Raw genomic sequence first — 20,008 nt, 5'->3', positions numbered from 1 at the left:
ATGAAGAAATTATCAACCATATTGCTGCCCGGACTAATAGGAATTTTATTGACGGCATCCTGCAGTAAAAGTTTTCTGGATGAAAAAGTGTATTCATCCTATGCACCAACAACACTTAAAGATGCATTGGGATTTGAAGCTTCACTTGTAGGTATGTATAATCATTTCAGTCAGTTTCACACTACCTCTGACCGTCAGGGTTGGCTGAATGTTTGGCAAACCGGTACGGATATTGCCTATGCGGCGCAACAGGAAGGAATTGAAGTTCCTTACTACAACTATCCATTACTGGTATCAACGGATGCAGCTGCTTCTTTTACCTGGAGCTGGGCCTATCGCATGATCAATAATGCCAATATCATTATAAAGAATATTGAAGATCCTGCGTTGTCTGGTATTTCAGAAGAGAATAAAGGCTTCATAAATGGAGAAGCCCGTTTTTTAAGAGCCTATGCCTATAATGTACTGGCTACCTGTTTTGGACGGGTGCCATTGGTAACTGAGCCGCTTACTGCGCCAAAAACGGATTTCACCCGTGCGCCATTGGATGAAGTGAATGCATTGATTGAAGCAGATCTTATTTATGCAGGAACCAACTTGCCGAATCCGGGTGGATTGGGTGCTACAACCAATTCAGCGGGAAAGCCTGCAGGCAGAGCACATAAATACATGGCGATGCACCTGCTTTCCGAAGCCTATTTGCGTATGGATAAAAATGAGCTGGCAGAACAACAGGCAGAAGCGGTGATCAGTAGTGGATTGTTTTCTTTGAATACAGCCCGTTTTGGAAGTACTACCCAACCTGGCGATGCCTTTTCTGATCTGTTTATTTATGGCAAACAACGCAGAGCACAGCAAAACAGGGAAGTATTGTGGACACTGGAAATGGAGCATCCTGCTTCCGTTGTTGGCGGAATCACGAATAGTCCGCAACATCGCCGGGTATGGACCGCAGCTTATTATCAGATTACCGGCATGAAGCTGGCGGATTCGCTCGGGGGCAGAGGGCTGGCCCGGTTACGTCTGAATGACTGGGTGGTGTATAATTTGTATGAAGAGCAGGATATGAGGAATTCTTCTTTTAATTTCCGCAGAAGGTATACCTATAATGACCCTGCTCGTCCGGCTACTTTCGGACAACCCGTTCCTTATGCAGGATTTGATACCATATTTCGGGTCGCTCCGCATACCACCAAGTGGTTCCAGTTTGATCCGAAGGATGAGTTTGGATTTGCAATGATAAAGGATATCATCCTGATGCGATTGGGAGAAACCTATCTGCTTAAAGCAGAAGCACAGTTCAAACAGGGAAAACTGGAAGAAGCTGCAACAACCTTGAATTTGTTGCGTGCCCGATCAAATGCTTCTGCAATTACTGCTGCTGATGTTGATTTGGATTTTATTCTGGATGAGCGGGTACGTGAATTGGTGGGCGAAGAAAATCGACGGATGACATTGATGCGGACGAAAACCCTGGTAGAAAGAACCCGTCGATTAAACGCGGTGAGTCCGATTAACCAGCTGGTGGGTATTGAGGATAAACATTTGTTGTTGCCGATTCCGCAGGCAGAAATCAATCTGAATAAGGATGCGGTATTGGAGCAGAATACCGGATACTGATTTTTCATTAATAAGCAGTCATAGAACCGGGAAGTGTCTACTTCCCGGTTATTCTTAAATTGAGCGTATGAATTGGAAAAAAATTGCTTTGCTTGCTGTGCTGATTTATCCGGTTGGTATTCATGCTCAATCGGGTGGATATCTCTTTACCTATTTTACCGGCAATGGCAGTGGGGAAGAAGCCATTCGATTTGCATTGAGCAGAGATGGATACCGATATCGCGCACTGAATGCGAATCAGGCAGTTATTCCCAGTGAGAAGATCAGTTCAACCGGGGGCGTGCGTGATCCGCATATTGTCCGCGGTCCGGATGGAAAGACTTTTTACATGGTGGTTACGGATATGGTATCAGCAAATGGCTGGAATAGTAACCGGGCGATGGTGTTGCTAAAATCAGGGGATCTGCTTAATTGGACTTCCAGTGTGGTAAATATTCAAAAACGCTTTCCGGGAAATGATAGTTTGTTGCGGGTTTGGGCACCACAGACCATTTATGATAAAAAAGCCGGCAGGTTTATGATATATTTTTCGATGAAACATGGAGCAGGGCCGGATATCATTTATTATGCGTACGCTAATGAGGACTTTACCGATCTGGCAACCAGGCCTGAACAATTGTTTTATCATCCTTCGAATGATGCCTGCATTGATGGTGATATAATAGAGAAGGATGGCCGGTTTCATTTGTTTTTTAAAACGGAGGGAAAGGGTGCGGGTATTAAAAAAGCAGTGTCAGGTCAATTGACAAAAGGGTATGTGTTGGAGGATCGCTACCTGCATCAGACAATGGATCCGGTGGAGGGATCTGGTATTTTCCAATTGAAACATAGTAAGGAATGGATCCTGATGTATGATGTTTATACGAAGGGTCGCTATCAGTTTACGAAATCGGCAGATCTGGAGAATTTTCGGGTGATTGACGATTCGGTTTCACTTCCCTTTCATCCACGGCATGGAACGGTACTGCCAATAAATGAATCAGAATATTTGCGACTGGAAGCAAAATGGGGTACCAATAATCCGGTGCTGCCGGGCTATTATGCCGACCCTTCCATCCTGTTTTCTGAAAAATTGCAGCGGTTTTACCTATATCCTACCAGTGATGGATATACGAATTGGTCGGGTACATCCTTCAAAACATTTTCTTCCCCTGATCTGGTGAATTGGAAAGAAGAGGGTGTGATACTGGATTTACCAACTCAGGTTAGTTGGGGCAAGCGCAATGCCTGGGCGCCTTCGATTCTGGAGAAAAAAATCAATGGGGAGTATAAATACTTTTTCTATTTCACAGCGGCACAGAAAATTGGGGTAGCTATGGCAGATCATCCGGCCGGACCGTTTAAAGATTTGGGGCATGCGCTGATTGATGCTTTTCCTCCAGGGGTAACAGGCGGACAGCAGATTGATCCGGATGTATTTACAGATCCGCAAACCGGGCGGACCTATTTATTCTGGGGGAATGGATATTTGGCAGGAGCAGAATTGAATGATGATATGATGAGCTTGAAAAAGGAGACGATTAAAATATTGACTCCTGATGCCAGTTTCAGGGAGGGAGCGCATGTATTTTATCGGGCAGGCCGCTATTATTTTATGTGGTCGGAGGATGATACCCGGAGTCCGAATTACCGGGTTCGGTATGGGACAGCTTCATCGCCACTGGGAGGAATCCAGGTGCCTCCTGTCAATCTTGTGATTCAGAAAGATACAGCAGCCGGGATTTATGGTACGGGACATAATTCGGTTATTAAGCTACCTGGAAGAGATGAGTGGTATATAGTGTACCATCGCTTTAATTATCCAAAGGGAATTACAATGGGGGAGTCGGCTGGATATAACAGGGAGGTTTGTATGGATGTTTTGACGTTTGATGCCGCAGGGGGGATTATTCCGGTGAAACCTACCCACCGGGGGATCTCGCCTGTAAAGATAAAAGCTCGAAAAAACTGAACAATGAGTGAACAGGAATTAGTGAAACGATGTTTGCAGGTGATTGAAGAGCACCTCGATGATGAGCAATTCAATGTGAAATTGTTGGCCACCCGGATTGGGGTGAGTCATTCGGGATTGTATAAACGAATTAAGGCTAGTTCCGGATTATCGGTTAATGCTTTTATCCGCTTGGTTCGATTACAGCGGGCTGCTGATATTTTGCTCTATACCGATTCCAATGTAAACCAAACAGCTAATCAGGTTGGCATATCCAGTATCAAATATTTCCGCATACAGTTTGTCCGGCAGTTTGGTGTTCCTCCGTCAGTTTACCGGAAGGACGTCAGACAGGTGTCAGATAGGTGTTAGTACAGTGTTAGAGAAGTGTCAGACAGGTGTTCCAACTGGTGTCTGACGTCTATCTGGGTTTTTCCGTATTTTGGTTACTCAACTATGCGTATGCTGGAATTATCCGTTTTACCTGCCATCAATTTCGCATCACAACAGAACCAAGTGCCCTTGATTCGCAGCCTGACCCTTACAAATACGTCTGAGCAGGATTGGACTCACCTGCAATTAACTATTCTTCCTTCCCCTGAATTTGCGCAGCCATTTAGCTACTCTATTGATACGCTGAAAGCCGGCGAATCCTATGAATTAAAGAACCTGGCATTAACTGTTTCAACGAAATTCCTGGCTGCTCTTACAGAGCGTCTGCACGCGTGTTTGGAGATTTCCCTGCGAATAAATGAAATTTCTGCGCAAGCTGAACCGATTCCGCATATTTCCCAAACCCATCCGATTGCAATTTTACCATATGATCATTGGAGCGGCCTCACTCATCTTCCGGAACTGATTGCCGCTTTTTCCACACCAAATCACCCACAGATTCCTGCAATTATCAGGAGAGCAGCCATCATTCTCCAAAGCTGGACCGGCAGCCCGTCTTTTGATGCCTACCAATCGAAAAATCCCAACCGGGTGAGAAAACAAATGGCCGCCGTGTTTGAGGCAATTGCAGAATATCAATTCATCTATTGCTCAGTTGCAGCCAGCTTTGAAGAAAATGGACAACGGATTCGCCTTACAGATTCGATTTTTAAAGACAGACTCGCTAATTGCCTCGATATTTCACTTTTATATACTGCCTGTCTCGAAGCTATTGGACTCCATCCAATACTGGTATTTATTAAAGGCCACGCATTTGCAGGTGCCTGGTTAATTGACGAATCATTTGCTGATGCGGTTAATGACGATCCTTCTCTTTTAACCAAACGAATGGCGAACGGAATCAATGAAATCGTTTTGGTAGAAGCGGTTGCCATGAATGCCGGACAATCATCAGACTTCGAAAAAGCAGTATGGCAGGCAGAACAACATATGATAAAAATGGAGGAATTCCAGCTTTTTGTTGATCTGAAACGATCACGTTTCGCCGGTATTCGTCCACTCCCACTTCGCATCGCTACTTCTGGTGGATGGGAAATTCAAGAGGACCAAATCAGCCTACGAATTAATCAACTGCCGGATGATATTGTTACCGGCCCCGCAATTAACCACCTCTCCAAAATCACTGTAACCAAACAACAGATATGGGAACGAAAACTGCTTGATCTCAGCTTGCGCAATAACCTGTTGAACATCCGGTTCACCAAAACCATGATCCAGTTAATGTCGGCTGATATTTCGCAACTGGAAGATGAACTCTCCCAAAATACAGAGTTTCAGGTGTTACCTAAACCCGGTGATTGGGACAATTCAGGAAGAGATGCCGGCTTGTACCGCACCCTTCACCAATCAGATCCCATTACTGAATTGCTTGAAAAAGAATTCGGCCAGAAACGGCTGAGGGCCTATTTGTCTGATCCGGAATTAACTATTAACCTAACCAACCTATACCGTGCATCCCGTCTTTCGATGGAAGAGAATGGTGCCAATACACTTTATCTGGGACTAGGTTTATTAAGATGGTATGAAACATCGCAAAGCGAACAAGCCCGTTACGCACCCATTCTTCTCATGCCGGTTGAAATAATCAGAAAAACCAGTCATAAAGGATTCATCATCCGAAGTCGCGAAGAAGAAACTATTCTCAATATTACACTTATGGAAATGCTTCGGCAGGACTTTGGTATTTTCCTTTCCATGGATAGACTGCCACGCGACGAAAAAGGCATAAATATACAGGCAGTGTTTTCTATTATCCGCCAGGCTGTAATGGTAAAGTCGCGATGGGATATTGAAGAATCCGCTATTCTCGGCACTTTCTCTTTCAGCAAATTCATTCTATGGCATGATATTCATCAGCATGCCGATCTCCTGCAAAAAAACCCATTGGTGCAAAGTCTGTTAACCGGACGATTGGTAACGGAATCCGAATCTCCCATAAAACCTGAGGATATCAGTGATGCTCAATTGCGTCCAGAGGAGCTGGCACTTCCAATATCAACCGACTCATCCCAATTACAGGCGATACTCGGATCCGCCAGAGGTAGAAGTTTTGTTTTGCACGGTCCGCCTGGAACAGGTAAATCTCAAACCATTACCAATATAATTGCAAATGCATTATACAGTGGAAAACGGGTTCTTTTTGTTGCCGCGAAAAAAGCCGCTCTCGAAGTGGTAGAGAGCCGCCTGAATGCAATTGGTATTGGTCCGTTTTGTTTGGAATTGCACTCCAATAAAGCAAAAAAATCGGCCGTGCTGGACCAGTTAAAAGCGAGCACTGAACTCGCCATTAAAAGTGCTCCGGAATCATTTCAGCGAGATGCCAGTCGACTATTTGAACTACGCTCTGAATTGCATCAGTATGTGGAACTGCTGCACCGTCAACAAAGTTTTGGGCTTTCGCTTTTCGATTTGTTTACACAATACAGTCAGTTTCCCAAATCGGAAGACCAGGTGTTTTTCCCTCCCGAATCAATCAATGGAACTACAGCCGATCAATGGAGTAATTGGCAGGATTTGGCCGCTGAATTACAGGATGTCGGATCAATTATTCAGCATCCAAAGGATCACGGACTGGCTGAACTTCAACTTCCCCGCTATACCAGTCAGATAAAAGCGGAATTAACTGTAATGGTAGGGAAAATCAAAATTTTGCTGGAAGAGCTTAAGCTTTCTTCCAAACAAGTGGCGGAATTAGCCGGATTGAGTACTAAAATTTCCACCCTTTCTCAGGAAGAAGCAGTATTAAGACTGACAAGCGGATTGCTTAAGCTTCCGGATACACCGGCCAATCTACTGAATGCGGACTCTTTTGAACAACGGATGGCGCAATTGATCGGATTGATTCCACATGGTTTAAAGCGAGACGAAATCCGAAATGAACTGTTGACAGATTTCAATAAAGGATTGTTGGATATTAATGCTGTCGGGCTTCTGGCTGAATGGAACGCGGCTGAACATTCCTGGTTTTTATCCCGCTGGCTAAAACAAAATAAACTGTCCCGTTCTATACGGCAGTTTGCAAAAACAGGGAAGCTGACTAAAGAAGCTATTATTTCGACACTTCATAAAATCATAGCTTATAAGGAAGAACAGGAAGTTTTAGAAAATGCAGGTTGGTTGTCTGAAACACTAGGATTTGCCTGGAATGATGGCCATCCCGACTGGAAAAATCTGGAGGATTCGATAACGCATTTGCAGGCTATGGGCCGGGAAATTGCAAGTATTCTTCCGCTTGAAGAAATCCGTCAATGGAGAAATGTAATGGCGGGAAAATTTATTGAGGGCAGCAAATATTATATTGATTTGCATGCTGCCAGTTTGAAAAATTACCGACGAATTTTAAATGATTTGTTTGCAGCTCTGGATAATTCTAAATCATTGCTTGGCTTTGATTGGGAAAAGGAAGCGCGATCTAACCTGGATTGGAAAGAAAACCTGCATGCGCTTTGTACCAAGTGGCTTTTTCACAGCAATAAACTGAAAGATTGGTTCAATTACACAGAGGTTCGTGCCAGGGCTAAACAGGCGGGATTAAAGCCCCTGATTCAGGCATATGAAACCGGTTTAGTTGAAACCCAAGATCTATTGCTACAATTCAAAAAGGGATGGGTTCGTTCTGCTGCAGAATGGGTGATAGATCAATCTCAGGTACTCGTGAGTTTTAATGGAGAATTGTTTGATCAGAAGGTGCGGAAATTCCGCGAAATAAGCAACCTGTTTCAGGAATTAACAAGAGAAGAACTACAGGCTCGTCTGTCAGCCTCCATTCCCGCGTTTGAAAAGGAAGCAGCACAAAGTTCTGAAATTGGGATTCTTCAAAGAGCATTAAGAAGTAATGGAAGGGGAATGTCCATCCGGAAATTAGTTGAGTTAATACCCGGCTTACTTCCTAAATTAAAGCCTTGTATGTTGATGAGTCCAATTTCAGTGGCGCAATATCTTGAACTGGGTAAAATTGAATTTGATTTGGTACTGTTTGATGAGGCATCGCAATTGCCCACCTGTGAAGCGATCGGCGCAATAGCAAGGGCGAAAAAAGTGATCGTGGTTGGAGATCCCAAACAGATGCCGCCAACCAATTTTTTCAGTACCAATCAGATTGATGAAGAGAATATTGAAAAGGAAGATCTGGAAAGTATTCTGGATGATTGTCTGGCTTTGTCAATGCCTTCTCAATACTTATTATGGCATTACAGGAGTAAACATGAAAGCCTGATTGCCTTCAGTAATGCTCATTATTATGAAAACAGGTTGCTGACTTTTCCTTCACCGGATGATATTCAGTCGAGGGTTAACTATATTCCGGTAGAAGGAATTTATGACCGATCCAATACCCGACAAAATAAAATGGAGGCAGAGGCGGTCGTAAATGAGGTGATTCGTCGGTTATCCGATCCGGTTAGTTCAAAAAAAAGTATCGGGATTGTAACCTTTAGTTCAACACAGCAAATTTTGATTAATGATCAGCTGGACAAGTTGTTGTCAACCAGGCCGGATCTTGAAAAACTGGCTATGGAATCCGAAGAACCGCTTTTTATCAAAAACCTGGAGAATGTGCAGGGAGATGAACGAGATATCATTCTGTTTTCTACCTGTTATGGTCCGGATGCAGAAGGGAAAATAAGTCTGAATTTTGGCCCCATTAACAGAGAGGGAGGCTGGAGGAGATTAAATGTGGCAGTATCCAGAGCCCGTGAGGAGATGTTGGTTTTCTCCTCGCTACGATCTGATCAGATTGATTTGCGACGGACTGCTTCGGAAGGTGTTTCAAATCTGAAAGCCTTTCTTTCTTATGCTGAAAAAGGGAAAATGTCTCTGGCTGTAAATACCATACATCCCAAAAGGAATGAAGATAGTTTTGAAGAAGTGGTTGCACTTGCATTGAGACAGCATGGCTATATGGTTCACACGCATGTAGGAACATCGAGTTATAAAATTGATATCGCAGTGGTGGATCCGCAGAACGAACACCATTATTTACTCGGAATAGTAACGGATGGGAAAAATTATTATCAGGCAGGTACCAATCGGGACAGGGAGATTGTACAGATAGATGTTTTGAAAGGTTTGGGATGGAATGTTTTTAAGTTATGGTCAACCGAATGGTGGGAAATGCCGGATCGGGTTTTAGCAAGACTACTGACTGTTTTGGAAGAGATCAGGCAAAATGGATCAGTGAAGCAATTGGAAGTTGAACTGGAAATTCCAAATGATCCACCCCCGGAGTTTATTCCAACAGTTCGAAAAACCATTTCTTTTAAGGCAGCCTATCGTCCTGCTATTTTAAGAAGAAAAACAGATACCTATTCAGATGAATTTACCTATGAAACGAATCAGGGTTTTATTTTGGTTCAGTTAAGAGATATCCTGGAATTGGAAGCTCCTATCAGTAAATCCTTGTTATATAAACGGATGCTGAATGCCTGGGGTATCTCCCGCATGGGAACAAGGATCAATGCTCATCTGGAGCAGCTGATTCAATTGACAGGTTGCCAGGTGGTGGATGAAGGGTATAATATATTTTTCTGGGTGGATGGGCGACGGGAACTGACTTCCTACCGGATTGCTAAGTTGGATGAATTCAAACGTTCGGCTGAAGATATTTCGCCTGAAGAAATAGCGGTAGGGGTTAGGGAGATCCTGTTGAATCAGGTAAGTCTGCTGCGTACAGATCTCCTAAAGGAAACTGCCCGTTTATTTGGTTATTCGCGACTCGGCACACTCGTTGAAACGGTTATCGACAGCGGTATCCAGCGTGCTATCGAATTTGGTTATGCCGTTGAAGACGGGGAACGCATAAAGACGTCAGACAGGTGTTAGAACACTGTTAGGGAAGTATCAGATATATGTTAGATCAGAGTCCTAACACCTGTCTGACAGATCCGATTGATCTTAGTGTAAGTGAATTTTAAACAGATATTAGAGAATTAGTGAGTAGTCGGATCCTATACTTGATGGTACTTTTATTTAGCCATTTTTTAGACAAACGATTATTAACACCTGACGACTGCATGCTGACCGCCGAAAAAAATAGCCTGTCCGATCTGATACTGGCAGTAGCCGAAGGTGATCTTATTGCGTTTCAACAGTTATATAACAGGTATATCCAGAAAGTCTACTCCTACAGCTATTTTTTAACCCGCTCAACCCAACAAGCCGAAGACCTGTCCCAGGAACTTTTTACAAAAATCTGGATCAAAAGAGCCGAGTTGAAAAAACTTGATAATTTTGAAGCATGGCTAACTGTGCTAATTCGAAATCAGGTGTACAATTATTTGAAACGCAACGCATTAGAGCAAAAAAATCTAAAGAAAATTTACCAGCTTCACCCAGTTGTCACCAACAGTACAGAGGAAATTATGCTGGGAAAGGAATATGATCGGCTGTATGAAGAAGCCGTTAATCAATTACCTCCTCAGCAAAAAAAAGTGTTCCTTCTCAGTCGGAAAGATGGACTAAAGCACGAAGAGATTGCTCATAATCTGGGTATCAGTCTGAATACAGTAAAGAATCATATGAAAGCGGCGTTGTTTTCAATTAAGACGTACTTAAAAGGGTATATATCATCGCTCCTCTTATTTTCTTTCTGGTATTTATTTTATTGATGGATCATAGCCCTTTTGCGCATTTGAATTGTCTTTTTGGTACAATTCAAAACCTGTGCGATCATATATTCAATGTTTTTTTCTTTGCTGTTATGGCATTTTTGGTTCCCTTAATCTGCTCAATGCTCAATTGAAGCACTGTCTGATTGATGTCACTGAAACTGTTACTACTATGCCCGTTCATTTATTGCCATTTGAAGGAAGTGCACCGAATGGTGAAAAATTAGCTGTTAATAACCTGTATTTCCTAAAGAATGGAAAACCCTGGCTTCCAGTTATGGGTGAAATTCATTATACCAGAGTTCCGGAAAATGATTGGGAACAGGCAATACGGAAAATGAAAGCAGGCGGCTTAAGTATCATAGCAACCTATGTTTTCTGGAACGAACATGAAATCCGACAAGGCGTTTTTGACTGGACAAAACGCCGGAATCTGCGCGAATTTATAAGGCTTTGCCAGAAAAATGGAGTATACGTCTGGCTGAGAATTGGTCCCTGGTGCCATGGTGAACAGTTGAATGGCGGGCACCCTGAATGGATTCATCAAATGAAAGGCAAACGATCCAATGATCCGGTCTATTTAAAAGCAGCGCAGGGTTTATTTGTTGAAATTGGAAAACAAGCGAAAGGGCTTTTCTTTAAAGATGGAGGGCCTGTTATTGGAGTGCAGTTAGAAAATGAATATGCTTCCGGTGATCCCGATCATATTCATGAACTTAAAAAAATTGCATCCAGAGCAGGTATACAACCGGTTTATTGGTCCATCACAGCCAATACCATTTTCAGAGACAAGGAACTGGAGGTTATTCCATTGCAGGGTTCTTATCCTTATCGCGGCTGGGAAAAAAACGGAGGAAAGGCTACGAAAGATTTTCTCTATGGAAATGATCAATGGATAATGAGTGATGCGTTGGGTAGGCTCTATTATGATGTAAGCCTTTTTCCACGCGGACTTTGTGAGCAGGGATGTGGAAGCCAGATGACCTATGCCAACCGGTTTACTGTGGAGCCACATATTGTGGAGGCGCATTTGCAGAATCAGCTTGGAAGAGGTATGAATCTCATTGGGTATTATATGTTTCACGGCGGTACACAAACGCCCGGATTGAAAGAACCCGGACACCCTGAAAGCTATGATTTTCAATCACCTGTTGGCGAGTTTGGAGTAGTAAGACCATCCTACCATAATCTTAAAATTATACATCATTTTTTACGGGATTTTGGTTCAGATCTGGCGGCAATGCGGGTAATCGAACCAAAAAATCCGGTTCGAAATGAATTGGATTCCCAATCTGTACGATACGTTGCCAGGGAAAACAATAACAGTGGTTTCGTATTTTTTTGTAATGCACAGGTTCGGGTATCTATGCCTGATAAAAAGGTTAATCTGTCAGTTAAACTTAAAGATGAAACCATCCAGTTTCCTCCCTTTCTTTTAAAGGGGCAAACGTCGCCAATTCTGCCGTTTAATTTAGCAGCTGGTGGAATACTAATAAAGTATGCTACAGCACAGCCATTGGCCCGATTAGAAAATGGGAATCGAACTACCCTCGTTTTTTCGGCCTTGCCTGGTGTGGAAGCCCGGTTTAAACTGGATAGCAAAACAAGAAATGCAACACAGGAATTGATTTTGAAACCCGGGGAATCCAGGCTTCTCCAATCAATTAATAATAATCAATTGGAACTTGTTCTGTTATCAGGAGATCAGGCCCTTCAGAGTTGGAGGGTAAATAAAGCAGGTAAAGAATTACTTCTGATATCATCCGCCAATCTTCAGGAAAATGAACGCGGTTTAGAATGGCGGCAGGTAAATAATCCGCTGCTTAAAATCTCTGTAATTCCGGCAGGGCAGATCAGTTCCATTGTCAACTTTCCAGGGTTCCGGGTAAAATCAAAGAACGGATTTGATGAATTCAGCCAAGTTCAACCAGTCATCCGTCATTCCATAAAGCATACAGGAACTGGTTCCAATGAAGTGGTGTTTTCAACTCCCGGCAAATTGCGGCTGGGCATTTCTGACTGGTTGGTAACGCTTAAATACCTAGGCGATTCTGGTGTGCTTTATTATAAAGACTCACTAATTAGTGATCACCTTAACCATGGTCAGGAATGGAAATTTTACCTTAAGGCAATGCCGCCTGAAAAATCCTTAACGATTAAAATTAAAGGTCAGGAAAATACGCCTGCCGGTAAAACAGGGCAGGTTACTCTGTTTGATGTACAACCCGAATATTTTTTTCCTGTTTTTTTTAAAAAAGACTAGCCCTTTGATTTGGCTGTATTGTCTTAGTTATAGCTATGTCAAGTCAGGAGCTTATACAATTATTAGAGCGCTATGCGGCAAAAACGACTTCAGAAGAAGAGGAAGATCGTCTGGTAGAGTTGTTTTCCAATGAGGAATACAAAGAAATAATACTTGATTTTCTGGAAAAGCATTGGACAATGGATTCCGGATCAAAATTATTCCCGGAACTACTGTCCAAAGAGAAAGCTGATCAGCTTTTTTCTTTAGTGGCGGTATCTGTGCATGAACTGGCGAATAAGAAAACAATCTGGAAAAATTGGGGCCGCTGGATGGCAGCTGCATCCATTTTTTTATTATTAGGCGGCGGGTTTTATTTATTTAATAAAAAAGATCTGTCAGTTGCAAACCCTGGCCTTACCCGGGTAAAAGATGATGTAGCTCCGCCATCGCGGAGCCTGGCAATGCTTGCAACGGATGATGCGCAAACCTTAGAGGTAGAGACTATACAGAAATCAACACCTGCCATTGGCCTAAAGGTGCTTGAAATCAATGGAAAAAAAGTGGTGGAATATGAAAAAATTTCAGGTACTGTTCCAGAATCTAAAGTGAGTACGCATGAATTGATCAATCCACGGGGAAGTAAACAATTAATCCTGTTTTTATCGGATGCCACCAAAGTGGTGCTGAATGCCGGGAGCCGCATTAAGTATCCCAGTTATTTTTCAGGCACGCACCGTAGGGTTGAATTGGAAGGAGAAGCCTATTTCGAGGTAGCCAAAGACAAAACAAAGCCTTTTGAAGTTCGAACAAAAAATGGTCTGATCGAAGTATTGGGCACTCATTTTAATGTGGATACAGACGAAAGAGAAAATGAAATGGCTGTTACACTATTGGAAGGGTCTGTAGAAATTGTAAAGGGTTTGGAAAGAAATATCCTGCAACCCGGACAAAAAGCAATCGTGGCAAATTCCATTGATGTGATCAACCAGGCAGATACGGCACAGGCAATCGCCTGGACGAATGATATCTTCAATTTTAAGGGAATGGAGTTAAAAGATATCCTTCACCAGGTGGGTGAATGGTATGATGTAGAGCTGGATGAGCTGCAGGCACTTCCCAATTTGAAATTATCGGGAATCATCAGCCGGGATTTACCCGTATCAAAAATCCTGGAATTAATATCAATAAGTAGCGGACTTCAATTTAACATTCAAGGCAAAAAAATCAAACAAGTATCCTGATTGTCAAATAAAAAGCAGGGAGTGTTGGTACCACTACCCTGCCCAATTGTTTGGCAAAAAATAACGCTTTCGAGGAATTATTTATTAACCAAAACAACCCAAATGTATGCAATTTAAAGCTACAGCCTGCTATTTCCGGCGACTACCGGAGGCACCACCAAAACTGCTATTGTATATGAGAATCACCGCCCTTGTATTGTTGGCTACTGCAATGCAGGTTTCGGCAAATGGATTTGGACAGTCCATTTCCCTTTCGAAACGAAAAATAAGCCTGGAGCGACTGTTTACGGAAGTCAACAGGCAAACCGGATTTAATTTTATTTACAATGATGCATTGTTAAAGAAGACAAGACCTTTTTCCATTCACGTAAGCAATTTATCACTTCGTGAAACACTTGAACTGGTATTAAATAAACATGGCTTATCCTACAAAATTGTGGATAAGACCATCATACTTCGTCCGGCTGGTATAGTTAATCAGCCAACTGAAGAGAAGGATCCCTTTGAACTGGTTGCTGTTCCTGTTAAAGGAACCGTTACGGATGCGGCAGGTGTTCCTCTGGAAGGAGTAACAATTCTTCAAAAAGGCAAATCTTCCGGAACTACCACTGATGAAAATGGCAATTTTAGCCTGGAAGTGGATGAAAATTCAACCATTGAGATCTCCTATGTTGGGTATGAAAAGCAATCCATCAAAGTTGGTAAAATCAACAGCTTTAATATCACACTGGAAAAACTGCCTAATGATTTGGGAGAAGTTATTGTAGTAGGGTATGGTACAACCACTCGTGCGAAAAATGTGACATCGGTTACAACGATAAAATCTGACAAAATTCAAAATCTGGGCGCGACATCCGTTGGTGAAGCACTCGCCGGACGGGTACCTGGATTAATAGTAACAGCTTCAGGAGGCGGAATAGGAAAACGGCCGGCAGTTTCTATTCGCGGAGGCGGAACACCGGTATTTGTGATTGATGATATTATCTCTTCCGAGTTTCAGTTCCAGACCCTGAATATTAATGACATTGAAAATATATCCTTCCTTAAAGATGGTCCGGCTACAGCAATTTATGGAGTTGCGGCTGGTAATGGTGTGGTATTGGTAACCACAAAAAGAGGGTCGAAAGGAAAAACATCCGTTAATTATAATTTTGGCCAGGATTTATCACAACCCACTTATCTGCCAAGAAAAATTAGTTCATTTGAATTGGCCTCTTTAATTAATAAGGTGGATGAAAATGAAGGGAATGTTGGACGATATACTCCTGAAGATGTGCAAAAGTACAGGGATCAGTCAGATCCGCTAAACTTTCCAAATAACGACTGGCAGGAATTAGTGTTGAAAAATTTCGCTCCAACCAGCAGACATAATCTTTCAATTAATGGAGGCAGCAAGCAATTACAATATTATGCTTCATTAGGCTACCAGAATCAGGGAACATTATACCAGTTTAATACTAACTGGATGAAGCGCTATAATTATCGGTTAAGCGTGACAAGTGAATTTGAAAAAATCGGACTGAAAGCAACCGTGGCAATATATGGCGGCAATGAAATTCGCCGTGATAACCAGAGTGCTTATGGTAGTGGTTATTTTGCTGTATGGAGCCATATACAGAATGCTTCTCCAATGGAGAGAGCATTTGCTGACCTGGAACGTACAAAATATGCCAATAAAGGGGATCATCCAATTGTAGAAACGGATCCCAGAAGTGGTTACAACAGGGATGAAGACCGCGATAATAATGCAAATGTAATTCTGAATTGGACGGTGCCTGGTGTAAAAGGATTGTCCTTCCGGGCAAATGGTAATTTTAGGCAATCACAATATAATGGCCGATCCTGGAATGCAACTGCTCCTCAGTACGCCATTGGTTCTGATATTCCAACAGTTGCAAATGCTCCCAATCTCCAAAATCGGGCATCCACCGGATACAATTATGTTTTACAGGGCTTTGGTGAATATAGCCGAACATTTGGCGATCATTCGATATCTGGTCTTTTTGGTTATGAAGAAGCGTATTCTTACAATGAAGGTTTCAGTGCAGGTAGAAATTCCTATGTATTTGGAATTGATCAGTTATTTGCCGGTCCACAGGCTACAGCAACAAATACAGGTTCTGCAAGAGAAGAAGTACGCAATGCCTGGTTAGGACGTATTGGTTATGATTTCAAAGAAAAATATTTCCTTGAGGGAAGTTTTAGAAATGACGGAAGTGATCTTTTCCCTGCTGGCAAGCGTCGAGGTTTTTTCCCTGGAGCAGCAATTGGCTGGGTTATCAGTAAAGAAAATTTTATGGAAAAATTGGATAACCTGAACATATTGAATTATCTAAAGTATAGAATTTCCTATGGCAGCGTTGGTCAGATTCAGCGAAATGGTGATGGTTCTCCAACCATAGGATATTTTGCATATATACCAGGCTATTCTCAGGGTAGTGGATATGTTGTTAATGGAGTTTTACAACCCACCCTTAATCCTCCTTCTATTCCTAGTCCTGATATTAGCTGGTTTGATCAGCGATCTTTTAATACAGGCTTTGACTTTGCTACACTTAATAACAGGCTTAGTGGAACCTTTGATTATTTCTATTTGCGTACCACAGGATATCTCGCATCTCCATCCGGACAAGGATACACAGATCCATTAGGTACCGCCCTTCCTACCCGCCGATCGAACGGTGCTTTTCGCAGAGCCGGATTTGACTTCTCCATGAAATACAATAATAGTATTGGAAAACTGCAGTACAATATCGGCGCCAATTTCACCAAGTTTGATCAACTCTGGGAAATCAATCCCAATGAAGACAGTGCCACCCTTAAAAATCCCTATACAACCTCTTATCATCAACTTGGATTTTTGCAAACTGCCTATCGCTCCACGGGGCTTTACCAGACTTCTGCAGATATCATCAACAATCCAAGAAGAAGGTCCTCCAATCTTGCTCCGGGTGATATTATTTATCAGGATTCAAATGGAGACGGAAAAATTGATGGAGAAGATTTCAGAAGAATTGGAAAAAATGGATTCCCTCGTACCAATTTCGGTTTTACAGCCGATCTAAAATACGGAGGCTGGTTCATGAATATGTTATGGCAGGGAAGCGGTAAAAGAAGTATTTACCTTGGAGATGTTATTCAAAGTAATTATTCTACCAGTATTCGCTACGATTTCCAGACAGAAGATCGTTGGGAAGCCGGCAAAGGAAATAATGCGGATGTACAATTCCCAAGAATGGTTTCCGGAAGTGGTGTTAACGGCGGACACAACGCTGTTACGTCCGACTGGTGGATTATCAATGCTGGTTATGTTCGCCTGAAAGCACTTCAAATCGGGTATGATTTCAAGAAATTATTGGTAAACCGGTTTGATTTTGTTCAGGATTTCCGCGTAACACTCAGTGGTACCAACCTGCTTACTTTTTCAGAAATAAAAAAGTATGGATTGGATCCTGAAACCGGAAGCAACAATAACTATGATTATCCCTCCCAAAGAGTGTACTCTCTAAATGTGAACATTGGATTTTAGTGAACCAACAAATTGACTGTATGAAAAATGTATGTATAAAAACAGGTGCCCTGCTTTTGTTGCTGGTTATGGCAGGTATCTCCTGTAAAAAATTAGATGAAACCAGACCCTTTGATAAATTCGATGAACTTGCTGTATGGAGTTCCAAAAACAATGCAATGGTTTTTGTGAATGGAACCTATGGAGATGTGCTTGGATTATATACCAATTATGTAGCAGATGAAATATGGACGAATAATATCATTGCAAGCAATGGTGATGCGTTTACGCGTGATCAAATAACCCGTGATGATGACTATGGATTCAACCAGTTTGCGCGAATTCGTCGCTGTAACCTGATAATAGAAAAAGCACAGGCATCTGCCATGACGGAGGCGGAAAAGGCTGAATTAGTGGGACATGGAAAATTCCTTCGTGCCATGACCTATTATTGGCTCGCCAGGAGATTTGGACGTGTTGTTTACATTGATCGGGTATTAACTGAAAATGAAGAATCCTATGCACTCCCTCAAACAGCCAGTATTGCAGAAACCTATTCCCTGATTATGAAGGATATTGATGATGCAATAACAGGATTACCAGAAACAGCTTCTACAGGTATAGCATCAAAATCAGCAGCCTATGCATTAAAATCAGAAGCTGCACTTCAGGCTGCCGCCTATACCGGAGAAGCCGGATATTATCAGCAGGCAATTGCTGCTGCTGATGCAGTTATCAATAACGGGAATCATGCACTTCAAGCAGATTATGAAGGCCTGTTTAATGAAAAACAACGCTTTTCAACAGAAGTTATTCTTGGATATTATCGTGACAAATCCAATACAGTCGTGTCCAGCATTGATATGGATATGCAGCGGGCAATTCCCAATGTAAACAACGATGACCTGAATCTACGTGGAGCGACTCCTCTTTTTAAACAGGATAAGGTATTTGAAAACTGGGGGCGCTACTCTCCAACGCAGAACCTGATGGATGAATACCTGGCAATTGATGAAGCCGATCCCGCCAAGGCTGTAAAATGGGACCAGACGTCTCAATACCTTGCAAATATTACCAAACGTAGTTCATCTTACTCCGATAGTGCGGTAATTTCTGGTGATGGCTCAATTAATAGTATTATTTATAATAATCGCGATAAACGCCTGGCTGCCAGTATAGTTTATGATTCCACTGCCTGGTATGGAGAACTCGTTACCACCAACCGTAATGGAAACCTGCATCGGCTGATTAAAGGATCACTGAACTCAGATTGCTGTACGCAGATCACCAATGCATTTTTTCGGAAAGGTATCTATACCAATATTGCTCCAAGACCCTTCTTTAACGTGAATACAGATTACCATTGGGTGATTTTCCGTCTGGGCCGGGTATATCTGAACAAAGCAGAAGCTTTGTTGCGGCAGGATAAAATTGCAGAAGCGGTTCAAACTCTGAATATTACCAGAGAGTTTCATGGTGGACTTCCTCCTTCTACGGCAACAACATCCGGCGCAGCCTGGACTGATTATAAGAGGGAACGCAGAGTAGAACTTTTTAAAGAAAAAGACTACTACTGGAGCCTGCTGCGTTGGGGAAAATATGGTGGAGATGCGAACCATGGAATCGCAGCAAACGGCACTATTCCGGAATTGGAACAAGCACCCACTTTTATGGAAATAAATGCAGATCGCAGGGGATATCGGATTGAAGTGATAAACTTCAACCAGAACGACCAGCGCATCTTCGACGAAACAAGGCGTTACCTGCTGCCGATTCAGAATTCTCAAATTGTACGGCATGGAAGTCTGCAACAAAATCCCAATTGGTAATCTGTAAAATATTGACAATATGAAAAGGATTTTATTTTTAATGGCTGGTATTCTGATAGTTTCGATGAGTTCCTGCCTCAAATCCGGCCTGGATGATAACCTGCCCAAATTCAAAGATGCATTCATCACGGATGTCTTCATGGAATACCGGTTCGAAGACCCAACTGCTACTTCCGGCGGCAGCCCGGTTGTGCGAATAGTTAACCTGAATGTAAGTGCAAAACAGTTTAAAAAATTAGAAGATAATCCGGGTGCAGTAACTGACTCCGCTATTTTCGATGTTCAGGTACCAGGTGCCTCAGGCTCATTCACAGAAGCTGAACGTACAAAAGTGAATCTGACTAACCTGGTATTCATGACCAATATCTCTACGGCAGCTACGATGTCAGCAATTGAAGGATCACCCCGTCCGGGTGTTCCGGGTGACTTCTCTCAGCCAAGAAAATATCAGCTAAAAGCCGCTGATGGATCAATACGCGTATGGACTGTTCGTGTCAATCAGCTTATTAAATAACTAAACAGCGTTTTTCTTTTACCAATTAGCAGTTGGTTTGGTTCAGTCGGCTGCATTTGCAGC

At 42.5% G+C, this 20,008-nt stretch carries 10 protein-coding genes; all 10 read left to right on the top strand.

The window, feature by feature from the left end:
- Positions 1 to 1,620, top strand: coding sequence for a RagB/SusD family nutrient uptake outer membrane protein (locus B2746_RS19045; protein WP_290797552.1), 1,620 nt, complete (start codon positions 1 to 3; stop codon positions 1,618 to 1,620).
- Positions 1,621 to 1,687: 67 nt separating this feature from the next.
- On the top strand, positions 1,688 to 3,571 hold the full coding sequence (locus B2746_RS19040; RefSeq protein WP_290797549.1) for a family 43 glycosylhydrolase: 1,884 nt from the start codon (positions 1,688 to 1,690) through the stop codon (positions 3,569 to 3,571).
- 3 nt (positions 3,572 to 3,574) lie between these two features.
- Positions 3,575 to 3,922, top strand: a complete 348-nt coding sequence (locus B2746_RS19035) for a helix-turn-helix domain-containing protein (protein WP_290797546.1) — start codon at positions 3,575 to 3,577, stop codon at positions 3,920 to 3,922.
- A gap of 90 nt (positions 3,923 to 4,012) precedes the next feature.
- Complete coding sequence (locus B2746_RS19030; protein ID WP_290797541.1) at positions 4,013 to 9,823, top strand: DUF3320 domain-containing protein; 5,811 nt, start codon at positions 4,013 to 4,015, stop codon at positions 9,821 to 9,823.
- Between the two features lie 191 nt (positions 9,824 to 10,014).
- Entirely contained in the window at positions 10,015 to 10,608 is a 594-nt protein-coding gene (locus B2746_RS19025; RefSeq protein WP_290797538.1) for an RNA polymerase sigma factor, read from the top strand.
- A 55-nt stretch (positions 10,609 to 10,663) separates the two neighbouring features.
- Positions 10,664 to 12,871 carry a beta-galactosidase gene (locus tag B2746_RS19020; protein ID WP_290797535.1) on the top strand — a complete coding sequence of 736 codons (2,208 nt, stop codon included), beginning with the start codon at positions 10,664 to 10,666 and terminating at the stop codon, positions 12,869 to 12,871.
- Between the two features lie 35 nt (positions 12,872 to 12,906).
- On the top strand, positions 12,907 to 14,094 hold the full coding sequence (locus B2746_RS19015; RefSeq protein ID WP_290797532.1) for a FecR family protein: 1,188 nt from the start codon (positions 12,907 to 12,909) through the stop codon (positions 14,092 to 14,094).
- 106 nt (positions 14,095 to 14,200) lie between these two features.
- Positions 14,201 to 17,623: a SusC/RagA family TonB-linked outer membrane protein gene (locus B2746_RS19010; RefSeq protein ID WP_290797528.1), complete on the top strand. Its 3,423-nt coding sequence runs from the start codon at positions 14,201 to 14,203 to the stop codon at positions 17,621 to 17,623.
- Between the two features lie 20 nt (positions 17,624 to 17,643).
- On the top strand, positions 17,644 to 19,431 hold the full coding sequence (locus B2746_RS19005; protein ID WP_290797525.1) for a RagB/SusD family nutrient uptake outer membrane protein: 1,788 nt from the start codon (positions 17,644 to 17,646) through the stop codon (positions 19,429 to 19,431).
- Positions 19,432 to 19,450: 19 nt separating this feature from the next.
- Entirely contained in the window at positions 19,451 to 19,945 is a 495-nt protein-coding gene (locus B2746_RS19000; protein WP_290797523.1) for a DUF5018-related domain-containing protein, read from the top strand.
- Positions 19,946 to 20,008: the final 63 nt, after the last annotated feature.

Source organism: Flavihumibacter sp. UBA7668 (genome assembly GCF_002483205.1).
GTDB lineage: Bacteria > Bacteroidota > Bacteroidia > Chitinophagales > Chitinophagaceae > Flavihumibacter.
The sequence above is the reverse complement of the archived record's forward strand: the minus strand, read 5'-3'. Positions and strand labels throughout refer to the sequence as shown.

Coding starts and splice junctions, on each gene's coding strand:
- B2746_RS19045 (WP_290797552.1), top strand. CDS start 1: ATGAAGAAATTATCAACCATATTGCTGCCCGGACTAATAGGAATTTTA.
- B2746_RS19040 (WP_290797549.1), top strand. CDS start 1,688: ATGAATTGGAAAAAAATTGCTTTGCTTGCTGTGCTGATTTATCCGGTT.
- B2746_RS19035 (WP_290797546.1), top strand. CDS start 3,575: ATGAGTGAACAGGAATTAGTGAAACGATGTTTGCAGGTGATTGAAGAG.
- B2746_RS19030 (WP_290797541.1), top strand. CDS start 4,013: ATGCTGGAATTATCCGTTTTACCTGCCATCAATTTCGCATCACAACAG.
- B2746_RS19025 (WP_290797538.1), top strand. CDS start 10,015: ATGCTGACCGCCGAAAAAAATAGCCTGTCCGATCTGATACTGGCAGTA.
- B2746_RS19015 (WP_290797532.1), top strand. CDS start 12,907: ATGTCAAGTCAGGAGCTTATACAATTATTAGAGCGCTATGCGGCAAAA.
- B2746_RS19010 (WP_290797528.1), top strand. CDS start 14,201: ATGCAATTTAAAGCTACAGCCTGCTATTTCCGGCGACTACCGGAGGCA.
- B2746_RS19005 (WP_290797525.1), top strand. CDS start 17,644: ATGAAAAATGTATGTATAAAAACAGGTGCCCTGCTTTTGTTGCTGGTT.
- B2746_RS19000 (WP_290797523.1), top strand. CDS start 19,451: ATGAAAAGGATTTTATTTTTAATGGCTGGTATTCTGATAGTTTCGATG.